The 17,724-nt window shown below is 58.4% G+C and carries 16 protein-coding genes and 1 pseudogene; 11 read left to right on the forward strand and 6 right to left on the reverse strand.

From position 1 onward, the window contains the following. From UIA24_RS18250 to def, 5 genes and pseudogenes are all read left to right on the forward strand, one after another. Positions 1 to 1,165 (forward strand): annotated as a pseudogene (locus UIA24_RS18250) (T6SS effector BTH_I2691 family protein); the annotation flags it as partial. Next, positions 1,162 to 1,941, forward strand: coding sequence for a hypothetical protein (locus tag UIA24_RS18255; protein WP_330523495.1), 780 nt, complete (start codon positions 1,162 to 1,164; stop codon positions 1,939 to 1,941). The pseudogene UIA24_RS18250 and the gene UIA24_RS18255, both read left to right, overlap by 4 nt. Positions 1,942 to 1,968: 27 nt before the next feature. Continuing rightward, a complete protein-coding gene (locus tag UIA24_RS18260) occupies positions 1,969 to 2,751 on the forward strand; it encodes a hypothetical protein (protein WP_330523497.1) in 783 nt (260 codons plus the stop codon). A gap of 292 nt (positions 2,752 to 3,043) precedes the next feature. After that, positions 3,044 to 4,000: a YihY/virulence factor BrkB family protein gene (locus tag UIA24_RS18265; RefSeq protein WP_065761767.1), complete on the forward strand. Its 957-nt coding sequence runs from the start codon at positions 3,044 to 3,046 to the stop codon at positions 3,998 to 4,000. Between the two features lie 12 nt (positions 4,001 to 4,012). After that, positions 4,013 to 4,549, forward strand: a complete 537-nt coding sequence (def, locus tag UIA24_RS18270; RefSeq protein ID WP_099773844.1) for a peptide deformylase — start codon at positions 4,013 to 4,015, stop codon at positions 4,547 to 4,549. On the opposite strand, the gene UIA24_RS18275 is transcribed toward def, so the two are convergent. After that, on the reverse strand, positions 4,537 to 4,953 hold the full coding sequence (locus tag UIA24_RS18275; protein ID WP_442963047.1) for a GNAT family N-acetyltransferase: 417 nt from the start codon (positions 4,951 to 4,953) through the stop codon (positions 4,537 to 4,539). The two genes, def and UIA24_RS18275, sit on opposite strands and share 13 nt — an antisense overlap. 282 nt (positions 4,954 to 5,235) lie before the next feature. Here UIA24_RS18275 and UIA24_RS18280 point away from each other — a divergent pair, with 282 nt between their 5' ends. Next, positions 5,236 to 5,493 carry a DUF2790 domain-containing protein gene (locus UIA24_RS18280; protein WP_065761764.1) on the forward strand — a complete coding sequence of 86 codons (258 nt, stop codon included), beginning with the start codon at positions 5,236 to 5,238 and terminating at the stop codon, positions 5,491 to 5,493. Positions 5,494 to 5,568: 75 nt separating this feature from the next. On the opposite strand, the gene UIA24_RS18285 is transcribed toward UIA24_RS18280, so the two are convergent. After that, positions 5,569 to 6,933 carry an aminotransferase-like domain-containing protein gene (locus UIA24_RS18285; RefSeq protein WP_330523498.1) on the reverse strand — a complete coding sequence of 455 codons (1,365 nt, stop codon included), beginning with the start codon at positions 6,931 to 6,933 and terminating at the stop codon, positions 5,569 to 5,571. 89 nt (positions 6,934 to 7,022) lie between these two features. Between UIA24_RS18285 and UIA24_RS18290 the strand changes: the two genes are divergently transcribed. From UIA24_RS18290 to UIA24_RS18300, 3 genes are all read left to right on the forward strand, one after another. Then, positions 7,023 to 7,976 (forward strand): threonine dehydratase, encoded by a 954-nt coding sequence (locus tag UIA24_RS18290; protein ID WP_330523499.1) that lies wholly within the window; start codon positions 7,023 to 7,025, stop codon positions 7,974 to 7,976. Between the two features lie 105 nt (positions 7,977 to 8,081). Further along, the gene (locus UIA24_RS18295) at positions 8,082 to 8,735 is read left to right on the forward strand and encodes a LysE family translocator (RefSeq protein ID WP_330523500.1); all 654 of its coding nucleotides are present in this window, start codon (positions 8,082 to 8,084) and stop codon (positions 8,733 to 8,735) included. A gap of 264 nt (positions 8,736 to 8,999) precedes the next feature. Further along, positions 9,000 to 9,491 (forward strand): SRPBCC family protein, encoded by a 492-nt coding sequence (locus UIA24_RS18300; RefSeq protein ID WP_330523501.1) that lies wholly within the window; start codon positions 9,000 to 9,002, stop codon positions 9,489 to 9,491. A gap of 55 nt (positions 9,492 to 9,546) precedes the next feature. On the opposite strand, the gene UIA24_RS18305 is transcribed toward UIA24_RS18300, so the two are convergent. After that, positions 9,547 to 10,017, reverse strand: coding sequence for a MaoC family dehydratase (locus tag UIA24_RS18305; RefSeq protein WP_099773846.1), 471 nt, complete (start codon positions 10,015 to 10,017; stop codon positions 9,547 to 9,549). 36 nt (positions 10,018 to 10,053) lie between these two features. Next, on the reverse strand, positions 10,054 to 10,998 hold the full coding sequence (locus UIA24_RS18310) for an alpha/beta hydrolase (RefSeq protein WP_330523502.1): 945 nt from the start codon (positions 10,996 to 10,998) through the stop codon (positions 10,054 to 10,056). Positions 10,999 to 11,220: 222 nt separating this feature from the next. On the opposite strand from UIA24_RS18310, the gene fadD2 reads away from it, so the two are divergent. After that, positions 11,221 to 12,909: a long-chain-fatty-acid--CoA ligase FadD2 gene (fadD2, locus tag UIA24_RS18315; RefSeq protein ID WP_330523503.1), complete on the forward strand. Its 1,689-nt coding sequence runs from the start codon at positions 11,221 to 11,223 to the stop codon at positions 12,907 to 12,909. 288 nt (positions 12,910 to 13,197) lie between these two features. Next, complete coding sequence (fadD1, locus tag UIA24_RS18320; RefSeq protein ID WP_330523504.1) at positions 13,198 to 14,895, forward strand: long-chain-fatty-acid--CoA ligase FadD1; 1,698 nt, start codon at positions 13,198 to 13,200, stop codon at positions 14,893 to 14,895. A 47-nt stretch (positions 14,896 to 14,942) separates the two neighbouring features. Here fadD1 and UIA24_RS18325 read toward each other — a convergent pair whose 3' ends face one another. Together UIA24_RS18325 and UIA24_RS18330 are read right to left on the reverse strand one after the other, a co-directional pair. Beyond that, the gene (locus tag UIA24_RS18325; protein WP_330523505.1) at positions 14,943 to 16,250 is read right to left on the reverse strand and encodes an NAD(P)/FAD-dependent oxidoreductase; all 1,308 of its coding nucleotides are present in this window, start codon (positions 16,248 to 16,250) and stop codon (positions 14,943 to 14,945) included. Positions 16,251 to 16,279: 29 nt separating this feature from the next. Then, positions 16,280 to 17,644 (reverse strand): glutamine synthetase family protein, encoded by a 1,365-nt coding sequence (locus tag UIA24_RS18330; RefSeq protein WP_330523506.1) that lies wholly within the window; start codon positions 17,642 to 17,644, stop codon positions 16,280 to 16,282. Between the last annotated feature and the right edge of the window lie 80 nt (positions 17,645 to 17,724).

Below are 17,724 nucleotides of genomic sequence, written 5' to 3' on the forward strand. Positions count from 1 at the left end.
CAACAGCGAACTGCGGATGATGACCGCCAATGCGGCCTATACCGGTAACGCAATGATGGCCGTGTGCGTGGGCCCGGCGTGGAATCGGGCGCAGGGGATGTCTGCACCTGTAAGAAGCAAAATCGCCAAACTTGCTGAAGCGGGCGTTAAAGCCTGGCTTGCAGAAAGCAACATGACATTTGCCCAATATGCCAAGCGATTGATTGCCCGTACCGCGACCTGGGCGGCGCTTGGTGCAATTGCTGCGGGTGTTGAGGCGTGGCAGGTGTCCAAGGATATTGCGGGTGCGAGTAGTGAGGATGAAGAGCGTTTACTCAAACTGAAGTGGGGTGCACTTATAGGAATGAGCGGTGTTGCAACCGTTCAGATCGTAGGTGCTGTTTTAGGTTACTGGTTCAACTTTGCCTGGATCATGTCCTCACCGGTTACCATGATTCTGGCCGCACTCGGTATGGCCTATTTACTGTTCTCGGCGCGTGCCAACCTCTACAAGCGCGAAGGCTTGCGCCTCTGGTTGTACCGCTGTAGCTGGGGCAAGGCACCGGAGGACAGCTGGGTTGGCATTGATGGCCATAGAACCCAACTGATGGCTTTGCTGGAGATCCTGCAGCGGCCCAGCGTCTGGGCCCGGGCGGTATACACCTACCCGGACCGAGGGCCACAACGTTGCCTGGGGTTCTGGGTGCAACTGCTGCTCCCCGCTACGCTGGCGGGCAGTATTGTCCAGCTGCAACCGGTGGTGATTGACAGTGAAGGCTCGCCGGTCTATCACACGCCGCAGCAGCAGAGCCCACTCTACGAGCACTTTCTGCGAGGCCATTGGGTTGATCCTGAGCTGGCCGGGCAACTGCCAGAGGCCGCCGGTGGCCAGCAATTACAGAGCGATTTTGCCTATCAGGCCAAGGATCAACATCGCGTATGGCAGGCCTGGGTGGCGACACCCAAGAGCAATACAGCGCTGGAGCTGGAAGTGCATTACCCGCCACCGCTCAATCAACGTGCAGACGCTCGTGGCTACATGTTCCGCGTGGCCTTGCGCGACGATTTGCGTGAGGCCGAGCGTCAAAATACGCTGTTCACCGACATGCTGCCTGAAGAACAGAAGTTGGAGAAACACAGCATCTATGGGTTGAACCTTCAGGTGCCAGAGGGGATGGCGAAATGAAGGTTTCAGAAGGGTTGTTTGGAGTGAGGTCCCTGCTGAGCTACTGGGCTACGCCACGAGAACTTCCGCCGCAACTGACGTGGAAGTATGCAAGTGAACCAGAGCTGCTGAGCTGGAGGATAAAAGCGCGAAACTACAATACCGCTGTCGCTAATGGGATGTTTGTTTTCATGCTTTTTTTTACCTTGGCATTGTGCTTCATTATGTATGACGTCTATGAAGGTACTGATCAGCCTTGGCGAACGCTGTCCTGCGTGTTTTTTTTCTGTCTCATGGCATTTACTGTTTCGTGCATGACCCATCAACGCATGAATTTTGCCTATCGCTTTACAGCATCTGGCGCAGAATTTTGTGAGTGGAAAAATTTTCCAGAGTGGGCGCTGAGGTTCTTGACGTGTCTCGCGATTGTTACGGCGATTCTCTTTGCCTGCATGGCAAGCCTCGACCGCGACGCTAGTTATCTGATTTATGCCGTGATCGGGCCAGCCAAAGTGATGCTGTTGCGTGCGTCAATGAATTCGAAAGTCTATCGTGGGGTGCACACGATATTTCATCTGAGAACCTTTGAGTGGTCTGAGTTTACAGAGGTGGAAGTTGATCGTAAGCAAAAATTGGTCGGCTTGAAGTTTGCTTGGTATGACAACTATCTGAACATCAGTAAAATCAGCACTGCGCCGCTGTATGCGCGGCGGCGAGAGTTTGACACTATCTTGGCGTTTCTTGAAAAGCAGGTTCCAGAACTGCCGCGTAGTCTCCAGTCAGTTGAAAGGGCGTAGCATTTTGATGCCCGAGGGGATGGCGAAATGAAGGTTTTAGAAGGTTTATCTGGCGTGAAGTCCCTGCTGGATCACTGGGGCACGCCACGAGAACTGCCGCCGCAACTGACGTGGATGTATGCACATGAACCAGAGCTGCTGGGATGGAGGATCAAGGCGCGAAACTATAATACGACCATAGCCAATGGCCTATTGGTTGTGATGTTGTCGATAGTTTTTGGGCTCGCACTTTACCAATATTTTACTTCAGTATTCGAACCTGGTTTTTCGAAGACATTGATCTATGTTCTATTTTTCTTTTTCATATCGACCCCTGCGGTATGCATGACCCATCAGCGCATGAATTTCGCCTACCGCTTTACAGCATCTGGCGCAGAATTTTGTGAATGGAAAAATTTTCCAGAGTGGACGCTGAGGTTCTTGACGTGTCTCGCGATTGTTACGGCGATTCTCTTTGCCTGCATGGCAAGCCTCGACCGCGACGCTAGTTATCTGATTTATGCCGTGATCGGGCCAGTCAAAGTGATGCTGTTGCGTGCGTCAATGAATTCGAAAGTCTATCGTGGGGTACACACGATATTTCATCTGAGAACCTTTGAGTGGTCTGAATTTACAGAGGTTGTTATTGATAAAAAGCAGGGGTTAGTGGGTTTGGAGTTTGCTTGGTATGACAATTATATGAAGGAGAATGCCCTTAGTGTCGCACCGTTGTTTGCCAAATGCTGCGAGCTTGATCATCTACTGGCCTTTTTCGAGGCGCGACTTCCACATCTTCCGCGTGTCGCCCGTCCCATAGACCGGGCTGCTTGAAGAGGGGCAAGCTGGCCGCTTCCAAGGCTTTAGGCGATTGCCAAGGATGCAGGCACCAGTGTACTCACTGGCATCTGCGCTGAAGCCATCGCAGGCAAGCCTGCGTCCCACAGAGAGCGCACGGCAAGAAAAATGGAACGTTGAGGGCGCAGTGTGGGTCAATGGGGCGATTGATCTCTTTGCAGTTGCGTTGTGCTGCCTGCCCGTTGCTCATTTAGACTAACGTGAGTTGATCACTGTTACCGCGCACATGGAACCTGCCGATGACTGTCGAGCAGTGACAGGAGACGCCATGATATTTCCCGACTTGCGCGGCTTGCCGCTTCACCGTGTGCTGGTGAGAACGGTCCGCGAGTTTCTCAATGATGAGATGTCCACCTATGCGTCGGCACTGGCTTACCAGATGCTGTTTTCGCTGTTCCCCTTCCTGCTGTTCCTGATTGCATTGATCGGGTTCCTGCACCTGCCGGACTTTTTCTCCTGGTTGCGTTTGCAGTCTGAGCTGGTGCTGCCGCCGCAGGCGCTGGAGCAGGTCAACCCGGTGATTGACCAGTTGCAGCAGTCCAAGGGTGGGTTGCTTTCGATTGGTATTGTTGTTGCGCTGTGGACGGCATCGGCGGGCGTACGGTTGATGATGAGTGCGATGAACGCGGCCTATGATGTGGTCGAGCAACGGCCTATCTGGAAGCGTTTTCCGCTGTCGATCATCTACACCGTGGGCATTGCCGGTATGTTGCTGGCTGCCGCAGCCTTCATGGTGCTCGGGCCGCAGGTGATGGCCTGGGTCGCGTCGCAGGTGGGCATGGAGGACTTCATCGTTACGCTCTGGATGGTGCTGCGCTGGCCGGCCATTGTCATTTTGTTGATGGTGGCGGTGGCATTGATCTATTACGTGATGCCAGATGTGAAGCAGAGATTCCGTCTGATCACACCGGGGTCGGTGTTGGCGGTAGTGGTATGGATCATTGCGTCTCTGGGCTTTGGTTATTACGTCAAGACCTTTGCCGATTACAACGCCATGTACGGCAGTATCGGTGCGATCATTGTGCTGTTGCTGTACTTCTATATCTCGGCGGCGGTGTTGCTGTTGGGCGCAGAGATGAACGCGGTGATCGACCATATGTGCGAGGAGATCAGCACCCTCGGCAAAAAGGCGTTTACCGATGACGATCATAGCCATGATAAAAAGCATGTTTCCGGACTTGGTCGCGATCATTCGCTCCAGCCTGAATCCGATCCCGAACGTTGAGTCGAATGCCCCATGATTCGTGAAATCCTGAAAATGGGCGATGAGCGCCTGTTGCGCATCGCACCACCGGTGCCAGCCTATCTGTATGGCAGCCTCGAGTTGGAGCAGTTGATTGCTGACATGTTCGAGACCATGCGCCATGTTGGCGGGGTCGGGCTGGCTGCACCTCAAATCGGTGTTGACCTGCAGTTGGTCATCTTTGGTTTCGAGCGCAGCGAGCGTTACCCGGATGCCGAGGCCGTGCCGCAGACCATCCTGCTCAACCCGGTGATCACACCGTTAGGCACTGAAGTCGAGGACGGTTGGGAAGGGTGCCTGTCGGTGCCGGGTCTGCGTGGTGTAGTACCGCGCTATACCCGTATTCGTTATGAAGGCGTTGACCCTCAGGGCATGCCGATTCAGCGAGTGGCTGAAGGCTTCCATGCCCGCGTGGTGCAGCATGAATGCGACCACCTGATCGGTCGGCTGTACCCTTCGCGCATTCACGACTTCGCCAAGTTCGGTTACACCGAGGTGTTGTTTCCAGGCTTGGTCGATCAGGACGATTGAGGCCGAACCATCGCCAGCAGGGCTTTGCTGCGTTGATAGCGCACCAGGCGGTCCGCCAGTGGGGCGGGCAACGTGTGGGCTGATGCAAAGCCCAGCCGAGCGTAGAACGCCTGCAGATCAGGATGACAGAACAACCAGACGCTGCCTTCCTCTTGGCGCGTTGCCGTTTCTATCAGGCCCCGGGCAATGCCCTGCGCACGCCATTCTTTGCCCACCAGTAATCCGGTCAACCAACTGCCACCGGGCACCGCCGTAAGGTTCAGCGCGGCGATGAGCTGTGGTGCGCGTGCAACCCAGTGTTGCCCGCCGGGAGCCGCACGCATCGATGAACCCTGGCTTTTGTAGAATTTATTCAGCAGTGGCTGCTCAAGGGCAGGCAGCAAGCAGTAGTGGATCTGAGGCACGATGGGTTTCCACGCAAGGCTCTATCTCGCGGTTTTACACCAGGGGTGTCGGCCCGTCGAGCCCTGTGCAAGGTGGTTATTGTTACTGAATCGGTAATAGTGAATGTACGGCTTCGGGATTTAACGACGGAAGTTGCGCTGTAAACTAAGCACATCCCAAACAGAATAGTTAATTGGGATCGGTACTTCGTGTTACATCAACCTGTGATGTAACAACTTCTCCCCGCCCATCCGGCGCATGAAGTGAATTTGTTTGTTTGATTGCTTTGCAGGCCAACTAACATGAAAAAATTACTTGCATTCGCCTTGATCGGTTTTTCTACATTTGCGCTGGCAGATGAAGTTGAAACGGCAGCCGCTCAACCTGTTGCCGAGCAGTATGATTACTCGCAAAACCTCGATATTGCCAAGGTAATCAGCCTGTCGACCCTGCCAAATGTGTGTGAAGTCGTGCCAGCAACCATGACTTATGAAGACCATCAGGGCCAGCGTCATACCATTGAATACCGCGCCATGGGTGACGGTTGCAGCAACGGTTAATAGGCATTGCCAGATGTTCTCAAGCCCCCGCAGCAGCGGGGGTTTTATTGTTAAGGGTATAAATAACTGCGTTGGTTATGTTGTGCAGGGTTCTTTAATCGGTTTTTGATTGAGCACATGTGCAATACGTTCCAGTGCCTGTTTGAGTACTGCCCGGTCGGTGGCCGCCGAAAGGCTCACCCGAATCGCGGGCAGATCCCCTTGTTTGACGGCAAAGACTTCTGCCGGCACCACATCCACGCCCTCGGCCCGACAGGCCGCCGCCATCACGGCACCAGGTCGCTGCCCGGTGAGCCAGAGATGGGGGGAGGGGGTGTTGCCATCCTGCAGTGCCGCGCCGAGGACCTTGCGCGCCAGGCGCCAACGCTGTGCGATTTCCTCGCGCTGCCAGGCCAGGCGCCGCTCGGCTGTACCGTCGGATAGCCAGCGGTTGGCAATCTGCACGCTGAGCGGCGATACAGGCCAATGGGTCGCCTGGGTATGTGGATCGATCCGTTGCAGCAGCTCAGTGTCGGCCGCAATCCAGCCCAGGCGCAGCCCCGCGCCGACGGTTTTCGACAGGCTGGTCACCAATACACCCTGTCGACCCAGCAAAGGGAAAAGCGGCGGGTTATCGGTGAGTGCGCCGTAGACATCATCTTCAATCAGCAACAACCCATGCTGCCTGACCACGGCGGCGATCTCGCGTTGCCGCTGCGGTGATGGGCAACTGCCGGTCGGGTTATGCAGGGTGGGTGTCAGCACTACTACGCGGGCACCGGTGGCGCGGGCCATGCGTTCCAGGTCATCGGGGCGGATGCCGTGCTGATCCAGCGCAACGCCGTGCAAGGGCAGGCGCAACTGACGGCAGGCGGCCTTGATGCCGGGGGCGGTGAGGGCTTCGACCAGTACCGGGTCGCCCGCCTGACACAACGACAACAGCAGACTGAACAGGCCTTGTTGGGCCCCCGCGCAGAGCAGCACCTGTTGCGGCGAAAGGCTCAGGCCACGGTTACGCAGCCAGGCGGCGCCAAGTGCGCGCCCCAGTAGCAGCTCATCGGCGGTCAGGTAGTGTTCCAGGCGCTGGGTCTGGTTGTTGTCTATCAACGTCTGTAGTGCGCGCTCGACGTCGTCGTTGTGTTGGTTGACGGCCGGTACGTTGGTCGACAGGTCGATGCGGGCCGCTTTGCCCTGTTTCAGGCAGAACAGCGTGGCCTCCTTGCTTCCCGCCAGCACGTAGGTGCCCCGGCCAACTTCGCCACTGACCAGATGGCGGGTGGCGGCCTCGCGGTACGCCTGTTGGGTGGTGCTGGGGTTGAGGCCCAGTGCCCAGGCCAGGCGCCGTTGTGGCGGCAGACGATCACCTACCTTGAGTTCACCACACTCGATAGCCTCGGCAATGGCCTCGACCAAGGCCAGGTAGCGTGGCTGGGGGGTGTTGGGCAGGAGCGGTATCCACATGTATTGTCGGCCATGCAATATAAGGTTTTACCCATACAATGCGTGATGACTAAGATCGGGTCAAACCCTGACCCGAGAAGGTGATTGCCATGTTTGATTTACCTGCGCTGCGCGATGCTGTTCGTTTGATCCGCCCCAGCATTCCTGCCACGCCTCAGTATGCCTGGCCGCGTCTGGCCGAGCGCCTGGGTTGTGAGGTGTGGGTCAAGCATGAAAACCATGCCCCTACCGGTGCATTCAAGGTTCGGGGCGGCCTGCTTTATGTTCAGGCGCTGTTGGCGACTTCACCCGGTGTTCGGGGGCTGGTCACCGCCACGCGCGGTAACCATGGGCAGAGCCTGGCGCTGGCGGCACGTAATGCCGGGTTGCCGATCATCATCGTCGTCCCCGTGGGCAACTCGCGGGAAAAGAACGCAGCAATGCGGGCCCTGGGCGCCCAGTTGATCGAGTTCGGCCAGGATTTCGATCAGGCGCGCAGTGAGGCGGCCCGGCTGGCACGGGAACTGGGCTATGAACTGGTACCGGCGTTTCATCCGGAGCTGATCCGCGGCGTCGCCACCTATGCGCTGGAGCTGTTCGAGGGCGTTGACCAGTTGGACTGTGTCTATGTGCCCATCGGTATGGGGTCGGGGATTTGTGGCCTGATTCGCACCCGTGATCTGCTGGGCTTGCGCACCGAGATCGTCGGTGTGGTGTCAACGCAGGCCGATGCCTTTGCTCAAAGCCTTGAGCAGGGTTGTATCGTCACCACCGAGAGCGCCGATACCTTTGCCGATGGCATGGCTTGCCGTATGCCGCAGCCTGAAGCGTTTGAAATTGTGCGTGCGGGGGCTGCACGGATTGTGCGGGTCAGCGACGAGGAAATCGCCGAGGCGATGCGGGTTTTTCATGAAGACACGCACAATACTGCGGAGGGCGCTGGAGCTGCAGGCCTTGCGGCGTTGGTGCAGGAGCGTGAGCGGCAGCAGGGGCGCAAGGTTGCCGTGATTCTCAGTGGGGCGAATGTCGACCGTGAACGCTATGCCCGGGTGCTGGCGGGTTGAGTTGAGGTTCTGGCGACGTCCGGGGACAGGCCATTTCTTCCAACACGCAATACATACAAAAGGGTTTAATAAGCGCTTGTTTACGAAGCCTATCACGGACGGTTCATGCCTTTTTCCAATGGATTTCTTCTGAGTTTGTCACTGTGTCTGGATATCGGTGTGGCCAACATCGCCATGATTACCCTGGCCATGCGTCGCGGTTTCTTTCAGGGCTTTTGGCTGGGCTTGGGAACCTGTATCGGCGACCTGCTTTATGCCGTGGCTGCGCTGGCGGGAATGACGGTACTGCTGCAGTACACGGCAGTACGTTGGGTGTTGTGGGTCGCGGGATCGCTACTGTTGGTGTGGTTTGCCGTTCGGATGCTGATAACTGCCCTGCGCGGTGACGCGCACTTGAACACCAGTGATGAGGTGGTCGTGGAGTCACCGTGGCGTGAGTTCATGCGCGGTGTTTTCCTGGCCATGTCCTCACCTAGCGCGATTCTCTGGTTCGCTGCGGTAGGCGGTGTACTTATCTCGCGCTCTGGTGGCGGCAGCCTGCTGGAGGCCGGTGTGTTCCTGGCCGGGTTCTTCGCTGCCGGGGTGCTCTGGAGCCTCTCGTTGTGCCTGGTCGCCAGCCACGGCGGGCGGTTGCTTGGTGACCGTTTACTGACCTGGTCGTACCTGGCCTCGGCAGGGATCTTCTGCTATTTCGCGGTGTACGTGATCGTCTCCGGTTACCGCGAGTTTATCCTGGCGGTGCCCGCAACCGCCCTGTGAGTCATCCGGCAGGCATGTGGGCAGGTTGGTCACGACACCTATGGCCTATGCTGTAATGCTGATGGTCAAAGCAGTTTCGAGTACATCGCTGGGTTGAGGTGCCGATTACGATCCGGGCAGCCATAACAATGTGGTTGAAATCTGGCTGCTACTGAAAGCCCGGTAGTCGAAGCGTTCTGGGGGCATTTTCGCTGCATGGGCTGCGTGTACTGCAGCCTGTTCAGTGCGTGAGTTTCAACCTTGATGGCTGAGGAGAACAACACGATGAGCCCTCTAACGCCTGATCCCGGCAAGGTCGCGCACGAATTGTCGCTGACACGCCTGATCGATGCGCCGCGTACCAAGGTGTTCCGTGCCTGGACGGAACCAGCATTGTTGAGTCAGTGGTGGGGGCCGCATGGCATGACTACGCCACTGTGTGAGATGCAGCTGTGGGCCGGCGGGTTGTTTCGCACAGTCATGTCTGCGCCAGACGGCACGGAGTATCCGAGCCAAGGGGTGTTCCTGGAGATCGTTGCTCCCGAGCGCATTGTCTTTACCGATGCCTTCGGGCCGGGGTGGGTGCCATCGACCAAGGCCTTCATGACGGCCGTGGTGACGTTCGAGGAATTCCACGGCAAGACGCTCTATACCGCCCGTGCCTGGCATTGGAATGCTGCAGATTGCCAGGCCCACGATGACATGGGTTTTCATCGCGGTTGGGGGGAAAGTGTCGAGCGGTTGGTGGCGCTGGTTACCGATCAGATGCCGGATTGACACCAGCCGCCAGGACGGCGCTTTTGCGTGCGCCGTCCAGGCCAGTACTCTGGGCTTAGCCGATGGTGATCGGTGGTGGGCTCACCAGGTCTACGGTCTGCTGTTTGCGTGGCGCGAGGATTTCGGCCACGCCGTCTACCACCAGTTCATCGTTCTGGTTGAACACGCGGGTGGCGATGCGCACCTTGAACTTCGGCAGTTTCTCGAGAATTTCCAGGCGAACGGTCAAGGTATCGCCGAATTTCACGGGCTTCTGGAAGGTCATTTGCTGACCCAGGTAGATCGTGCCCGGGCCAGGCAGCTCGCAGGCGACGGCGGCGCTGATCAGTGCGCCACTGAACATGCCGTGGGCGATACGCTCTTTGAACATGCTCTTGGCGGCGAACTCTGCATCCAGATGCACCGGGTTGTGGTCGCCGGACATGGCGGCGAACAGCTGGATATCACGTTCTTCGACGGTCTTGCTGAAGCTGGCGGTCTGGCCGACTTCGAGGGCTTCGTAAGGCGTGTTGGTGACCTGGGTCATTGAGGTGGAGTCCTTCAGGTTCGACGAGGCAGGGGGTTATTCACAGCGAGGGGGGCGGCCAAGGGCCAGGGCCCGCTCGAGCCAGTCAATAACTGTAGCCGTAACTTCGTCGCGGTTGGTTTCGTTGAACAGCTCATGCCGGGCTTGCGGGTACAGTTGCAGCTGCACGTGCTGGTTGCCGGCCAGACGCAATGCACCAGCCAGATCCTTGAGACGCTTGCCGGCACTGACCGGATCACATTCGCCGCCAATGATCAGGATTGGCAGGTTCGGATCGATCTGTGCGAGGTTGCTCGGCTGGCTGATCTGCTCCAGCCCCATGAGCAGATCGATCCACAGGCGATTGCTGCAGCGAAAGCCGCACAAGGGGTCGGAGAGGTACTTGTCGACCTCTACAGGGTCGCGGCTAAGCCAGTCGAACGCTGTGCGGTTAGGTTTGAAGGCTTTGTTGAAGGTACCGAATGACAACCACTCGATCAGTGCGCTGCGGCCCACGGGCCCCTGGCGCCAGGCTTCGAACCGAGCGATCAGGCAGGCCGCTCGGTACAGCGCCGGTGGCTGGAAGTTGGAACCGCTGAGAATCGCCCCTTGCAGGCTCGCACTGTGGTGCAGCAGATAGGCTTGGGCAATGTAGCTGCCCATGCTGTGGCCGAGCAGAAACACCGGTGTACCGGGGTATTGTTGGCCAATGTATTGATTGAGCAGCCCCAGGTCATTGACCACCTTGCTCCAGCCCTCATGTTGTGAGAACAGACCTCGCGTACCCAGCTCTGCCGTTCGACCGTGACCGCGTTGGTCATGGGCGTAAAGGGCGTAGCCAGCGGCACTCAGCGCTTCGCCCAGTCGCTGGTAGCGGCCTGCATGCTCGGCCATGCCATGGGCCAGCAGTACTACGGCCTTGACCGGGCCGGTTGGCAGCCACTGATAGACATAGAGGCTGCAATGATCGCTGGCCGGCAGCCAGAAGGCGTCATGGTGCATGGCGGCTCCTTTTGCGCATATCGCGTGATCTGCTCAGTGTATATCCCAGTCGGGAGGGGGACTGGCCACTGGCAACAGGATTCACATCCTTAGTTACAGAGCTTGTCAGATATGTCGTCTTTGGCGTGTTTGCCGTCCGAGGCATACCTGCTAACGTCGGCAAAGCACCGTTGTCTGGAGACGAGACGGTCCGGAACGGCTCAGGTATGAGGACAAGAATAAATGCAAGCTGATTTCTGGAATGATAAACGCCCTGCGGGGGTTCCCTCGCAGATTGACCTGAGCGCCTACAGGTCGGTCATTGAAGTGTTCGACCGCTCATGCAAGCGATTCGCCGACCGCCCGGCATTCAGCAACCTTGGGGTGACGTTGACCTACGCCGAGCTTGATCGTCACTCGGCAGCTTTTGCTGCTTACTTGCAACAGCATACCGACCTGGTCCCCGGTGATCGCATCGCGGTGCAGATGCCCAACGTACTGCAGTATCCCATTGCGGTATTCGGTGCCCTGCGTGCGGGGCTGATCGTGGTCAATACCAATCCGCTGTACACCGCCCGCGAAATGCGTCATCAGTTCAAGGACTCGGGTGCCCGAGCCTTGGTCTACCTGAACATGTTCGGCAAATTGGTTCAGGAGGTTCTGCCCGACACAGCGATCGAATACTTGATCGAAGCGAAGATGGGCGACCTCTTGCCAACGGTCAAAGGCTGGCTGGTCAACACGGTTGTCGCCACGGTCAAGAAAATGGTTCCAAGCTACCACTTGCCACAAGCGGTGCCCTTCAAGCGCGCGTTGAAGCTGGGGCAGGGGCATGCCTTGAGGCCTGTGTCGTTGGGCCTGGACGACGTCGCGGTGCTGCAATACACCGGTGGTACCACGGGCCTGGCCAAGGGCGCGATGCTGACCCATGGCAACCTGGTGGCGAACATGCTGCAGGTGCTGGCGTGTTTTTCCCAGCTTGGCCCGGACGGCCAGAAGATGATCAAGGATGGCCAGGAAGTGATGATCGCGCCGTTGCCGCTCTATCACATCTATGCGTTTACCGCGAATTGCATGTGCATGATGGTGACGGGCAACCACAACGTATTGATCACCAATCCGCGAGATATTGGCGGTTTTATCAACGAGCTGAAGAAGTGGCGTTTCACCGGTCTGCTGGGGCTTAACACGCTGTTCGTTGCACTGATGGAGCACCCGGCGTTCAAGACGCTCGATTTTTCTGCATTGAAGGTCACCAACTCCGGTGGTACGGCCCTGGTCAAGGCCACGGCGGAGCGCTGGGAGAGCCTGACGGGCTGCCGTATCGTCGAAGGCTACGGCTTGACCGAAACCTCACCGGTGGCCAGTACCAACCCGTATGGTCAGCAGGCCCGTCTGGGGACGGTGGGTATTCCGGTGCCGGGTACGGCCTTCAAGGTTATCGACGACGAGGGGCATGAAATGCCCTTGGGGGAGCGTGGCGAGCTGTGTATCAAGGGGCCGCAGGTCATGAAAGGCTATTGGCAGCGTCCAGAGGCTACTGCCGAGACGCTGGATGCCGAAGGGTGGTTGAAGACGGGTGATATCGCGGTCATTGATCCGGATGGCTTCACCCGGATTGTCGATCGCAAGAAAGACATGATCATTGTCTCGGGATTCAATGTGTACCCGAATGAAATCGAAGATGTGGTCATGGCGCACCCGAAGGTGGCCAACTGCGCAGCCATTGGTGTGCCGGACGAGCGCTCTGGCGAAGCGGTGAAGCTGTTCGTGGTGCCACGTGAACCGGGCATCAGCCTGGAAGAGCTCAAGGCCTACTGCAAGGCCAACTTCACCGGTTATAAAGTGCCCAAGCACATCGTGCTGCGCGAGTCGTTGCCCATGACGGCGGTGGGCAAGATCTTGCGCCGCGAGCTGCGTGACATCGCGTGACGTGATGCGCATCGTCGGCAATGCAGCCTCTTGCAGGAGATGCGCTGCCGGCGATGTGACGGGAACAAAACCTCACCAGTAGACTAATTACTCTAAAAGTGACTATTGATAGTCTATAAGTCATTTTTGTGACTGTTTGGGCTGCTTTAGCCCTAGGCGGGCCTTGGCAAAGCTGCTACTCTCGGCGCGCTTCTGAGCATTCGGTTTGCAATAAACCGGAACTTAATATCAATAATAATCGCATCGACTGCGGTGAAGAATTCGCTGGTGCTGGAGGAGTGGGCTTCCATGATCGAGAACTTTTGGAAGGATAAGTACCCAACCGGGATTGCCGCGCAGATCAATCCGGATGAGTACCCGAATATCCAGGCGGTATTGAAGCAGTCCTGCCAACGTTTCGCTGATAAACCGGCCTTTAGCAACCTGGGCAAAACCTTGACCTACGGCGAGTTGTACGAACTTTCCGGGGCATTTGCCGCCTGGTTGCAACAGCACACTGACTTGCAGCCCGGCGATCGTATCGCGGTGCAGTTGCCAAACGTATTGCAGTACCCCGTTGCAGTGTTCGGTGCCATGCGTGCCGGCCTGATCGTGGTCAATACCAACCCGTTGTATACCGCACGGGAAATGGAACATCAGTTCAATGATTCCGGCGCCAAGGCGCTGGTCTGTTTGGCCAACATGGCACACCTGGCGGAAAAGGTTGTGCCCAAGACCCAAGTCAAACACGTTATTGTCACCGAAGTTGCCGATCTGTTGCCACCGCTCAAGCGTTTGCTGATCAACAGCGTCATCAAGTACGTGAAAAAGATGGTGCCGGCGTACCACCTGCCCAAGGCGGTCAAGTTCAATGATGTCTTGAACAAGGGCCGTGGTCAGCCGATCAAGGAAGCCAATCCGGCCAGTTCCGATGTGGCGGTATTGCAGTACACCGGCGGCACCACCGGGGTGGCCAAAGGGGCAATGCTCACCCACCGCAACCTGGTGGCCAACATGCTGCAGTGCAGGGCGCTGATGGGCTCCAACCTCAATGAAGGCTGCGAAATCCTGATTACGCCGCTGCCGCTTTATCACATCTATGCCTTTACCTTCCATTGCATGGCGATGATGCTGATTGGCAGCCACAACATCCTGATCAGCAACCCGCGTGACTTGCCGGCCATGGTCAAGGAGCTGTCGAAGTGGAAGTTCAGCGGCTTTGTCGGCTTGAACACCCTGTTCGTGGCCCTGTGCAACAACGCCGATTTCCGCAAGCTGGACTTCTCGGCGCTGAAGATCACCCTGTCGGGAGGCATGGCGTTGCAGATGTCGGTTGCCGAGCGCTGGAGAGACGTCACAGGCTGTGCCATTTGTGAAGGCTACGGCATGACCGAAACCAGCCCGGTAGCCGCCGTCAACCCGGCCGAACGCAACCAGATCGGCACCATTGGCATTCCGGTGCCCTCGACACTCTGCAAGGTGATCGATGATGACGGGCATGAGCTGGCACTGGGCGAAGTGGGTGAGCTGTGCATCAAAGGCCCGCAAGTGATGAAGGGCTACTGGCAGCGCGAGGATGCGACGGCCGAGATCCTCGATGCCGATGGCTGGCTCAAGACCGGCGACATTGCCGTGATTCAGGCAGACGGTTACATGCGCATCGTCGACCGCAAGAAGGACATGATTCTGGTGTCCGGCTTCAACGTCTATCCGAACGAACTTGAGGATGTGCTGGCTGCGCTGCCGGGTGTATTGCAGTGCGCGGCAATCGGCGTGCCGGATGAGAAATCTGGTGAAGTGATCAAGCTCTTCATCGTTGCCCGCCCCGGCGTCACGCTGACCAAGGAGCAGGTGATGGAGCACATGCGCGCCAACGTCACAGGTTACAAGGTGCCGCGCTTCATTGAGTTTCGTGATGCACTGCCGACCACTAACGTTGGCAAGATCCTGCGCCGCGAACTGCGCGATGAAGAACTGAAGAAACTGGGTCTGAAGAAGATTGCCTGAGGCACTTGCGCCGGCTCCTGGGGAGCCGGCCTTGGCCCGCAATGGGTTTAGCGCAGTTTCTCAAGCATCTGGTAATACCACATGCCGGCCGCCAACAATGGATTGCCCAGCACATCGCCCATTGGCACCTTGATGTGCTTGCAACCGGCAAAGGTATCGAATTTTTCCAGCGTTCCGGTCATGGCCTCGGCCATGATCTCGCCCATGATATGGCTGGTGGCGATGCCATGGCCGGAGTAGCCCTGGCAGTACCAGACGTGCTCCGACAGCTTGCCCACTTGCGGGATGCGGTTGACCACGATACCCATGGCACAACTCCATTGAAACTCGATCGGTATGCCCTTGAGGGCCGGAAAAGTGCGCTCGATGCATGGGCGCAGTTCACCGGCAATGTCCCGTGAATCACGTCCGGAGTAGTTGGCGCCACCGCCGAACAGCAGGCGACCATCGGCGGTCATGCGGTAGTAGTCGAGTACGAAGCGACAGTCGTAGACCGCCAGGTCCTGTGGGTTGATCTGGTGCGCCAGCTCGCCCAGCGGTGCGGTCGTGACGATGCCGCCCATTGCGGGAAAGATCTTGCCTTTGAGCTGACGTTTTTCCAGTTTGTGGTACACGTCGCCTGCCAGCAGCACCTGACGTGCGTCGATCCGGCCATGGGCAGTGACCACGGCCGGGCGAGGGCCATGGATGATGTCCAGCACTTCGGAGTTCTCGAAGATCAGCGCGCCCAGTTGCTGGGCAGCACGGGCTTCACCCAGGCACAGGTTGAGTGGGTGCACATGCAGGTTGCGGCGGTTTTTCAGTGCCCCGATGTACAAGGGGCTGTCCAGGTGTTCGCGTACACCCTGGCGGTCCAACAACTCGACCTGATCGCCCATGCCGCGGGTTAGCGCTTCATCATAGGACGCCTGAAGCTCGTCCAGATGCGACGCTTTCATCGCCGCATGCAGGTGGCCTCGCTTGAGGTCACAGGCAATGTTGTAGCGCGCTACCCGCTGTTCGATGATCTGGTGACCGCGCCAGCGCAGGTGCCAGATGAAATCGTCGACCTCATCGCCGAGGCGCGCACGCATCTGCTTGCGCATCGCTTCATCGCCCGACAGGCTGCCGGTGACCTGGCCGCCATTGCGCCCGCTAGCCCCCCAGCCGATCCGATGGGTTTCGACGATGGCGACTTTCAGGCCGCGTTCGGCCAGCTCCACGGCGCTGGCGACACCGGTGAAGCCGCCACCGATGATCACCACATCGACGCTCACGTTGCCGTTCAGGCGTGGGTACTCGGTGAAGTCATTGAGGCTGGCGCTGTAATAGGAGGCGCTACGCGGGGCGGGGCCGTGGTTAAGTGCTGCGTTCATGGGGTAATCCTTACTAAAAGAGTGAGCGGTCAGGCTTGGGTCAGGTACCAGCGCCAGTCCTGTTCGCCGACTTCGGCCATGAACTGTCGGTATTCGGCGCGTTTGACTGCCATGTAGACACCGAGAAACGCCCCGCCGAAGGCTTCGTGCGCCCAAGACGAACCTTGCAGGGCATTGAGTGACGTCAGCCAGTCGGTTGGCAGCAGTGTCTTGGCCTGGGCATAGCCGTTACCTTCAACCGGTGCGCCCGGGTCGAGTTGCTGGCGAATGCCGTGATGCAGGCCGGCCAGAATGGCAGCTGCAGCCAGATAAGGGTTGGCGTCGGCGCCGCAAATGCGGTGCTCGATATGCCGGGTGTGGGCTGGGCCGCCTGGTACACGCAGGCTCACCGTGCGATTGTCCACGCCCCAGGTCGGCGCCAGCGGTGCATAGCTGTTGGCCTGGAAGCGCCGGTAGGAGTTGGCGTTGGGGCAGAACATCAGCAGCGAGTCGAGCAGCACATCGAGCATGCCGGCGACCGATTGGCGCAGCAGGGGTGTGCCCGCCTTGTCTTCGCTGGCATAGAGGTTGTTGCCCGCGCGGTCGGCGAGGCTGACGTGCATGTGCATGCCGGTACCGGCAAGGTGATCGAACGGTTTGGCCATGAAGCAGGCTTGCATGCCGTGCTTGTGTGCGACGCCTTTGACCAGGCGCTTGTAACGCACCGCCTGGTCCATGGCTTCGAGTGCATCGCCGTGCTCCAGGGTGATTTCCACCTGCCCGGGGGCGTACTCGGAAATCGCCGTGCGTGCGGGAATACCCTGGGCCTTGCACGCCGCATACAGGTCCGCCAGGAAGGGTTCGATCTGTTCGAGTTCACGCAGACCGTAGACCTGGGTGCCTCGCGGTCGTCCGCCATCAGCGTCACGTGCCGGTTGTGGGCGGCCCGCCGCGTCGCGTTGCTGGTCGAGCAGGTAGAACTCCAGCTCACAGGCCATGACCGGGTAGTAACCGTCGGCTTTGAGCGCCTCGATCACGTTGATCAGCACGTGCCGAGGGTCGGCGATGGCGGCCGGTTGCCCTTCAGTCGGGTGCATGCTGACCTGAACTGCGGCAGTAGGGATCTGTCGCCATGGCAGGCGCACCAGGCTGCCTTCAAGCGGGTAGGCGCGGCAGTCGATATCGCCGACGTCCCAGACCAGTCCGGAGTTTTCGACGTCTTCGCCGTTAAGGGTCAGGCCCAGAATAGTGCTGGGCAGCGGGCGACCGCTCTCATAAACCGCCAGCAGTTCCTCGCGGTGCAGCAGCTTGCCGCGCGGCACGCCGTTGGCGTCGAGGATGAACAGCTCGATCATTTCGATATCGGGGTTGGCGGCCAGGAATGCCTGAGCCTGCTCGGGGTGAGCAAAGTGCATGAGTGTCTCGCTTGCGCCCATAGGCGCACAGTGCCGACTGCAGGGCAGGTCAGCCAGTGATTGACGATGTAGGGAGTCAG

This window comes from Pseudomonas sp. AL 58 (genome assembly GCF_036348395.1).
Lineage (GTDB): Bacteria > Pseudomonadota > Gammaproteobacteria > Pseudomonadales > Pseudomonadaceae > Aquipseudomonas > Aquipseudomonas defluvii.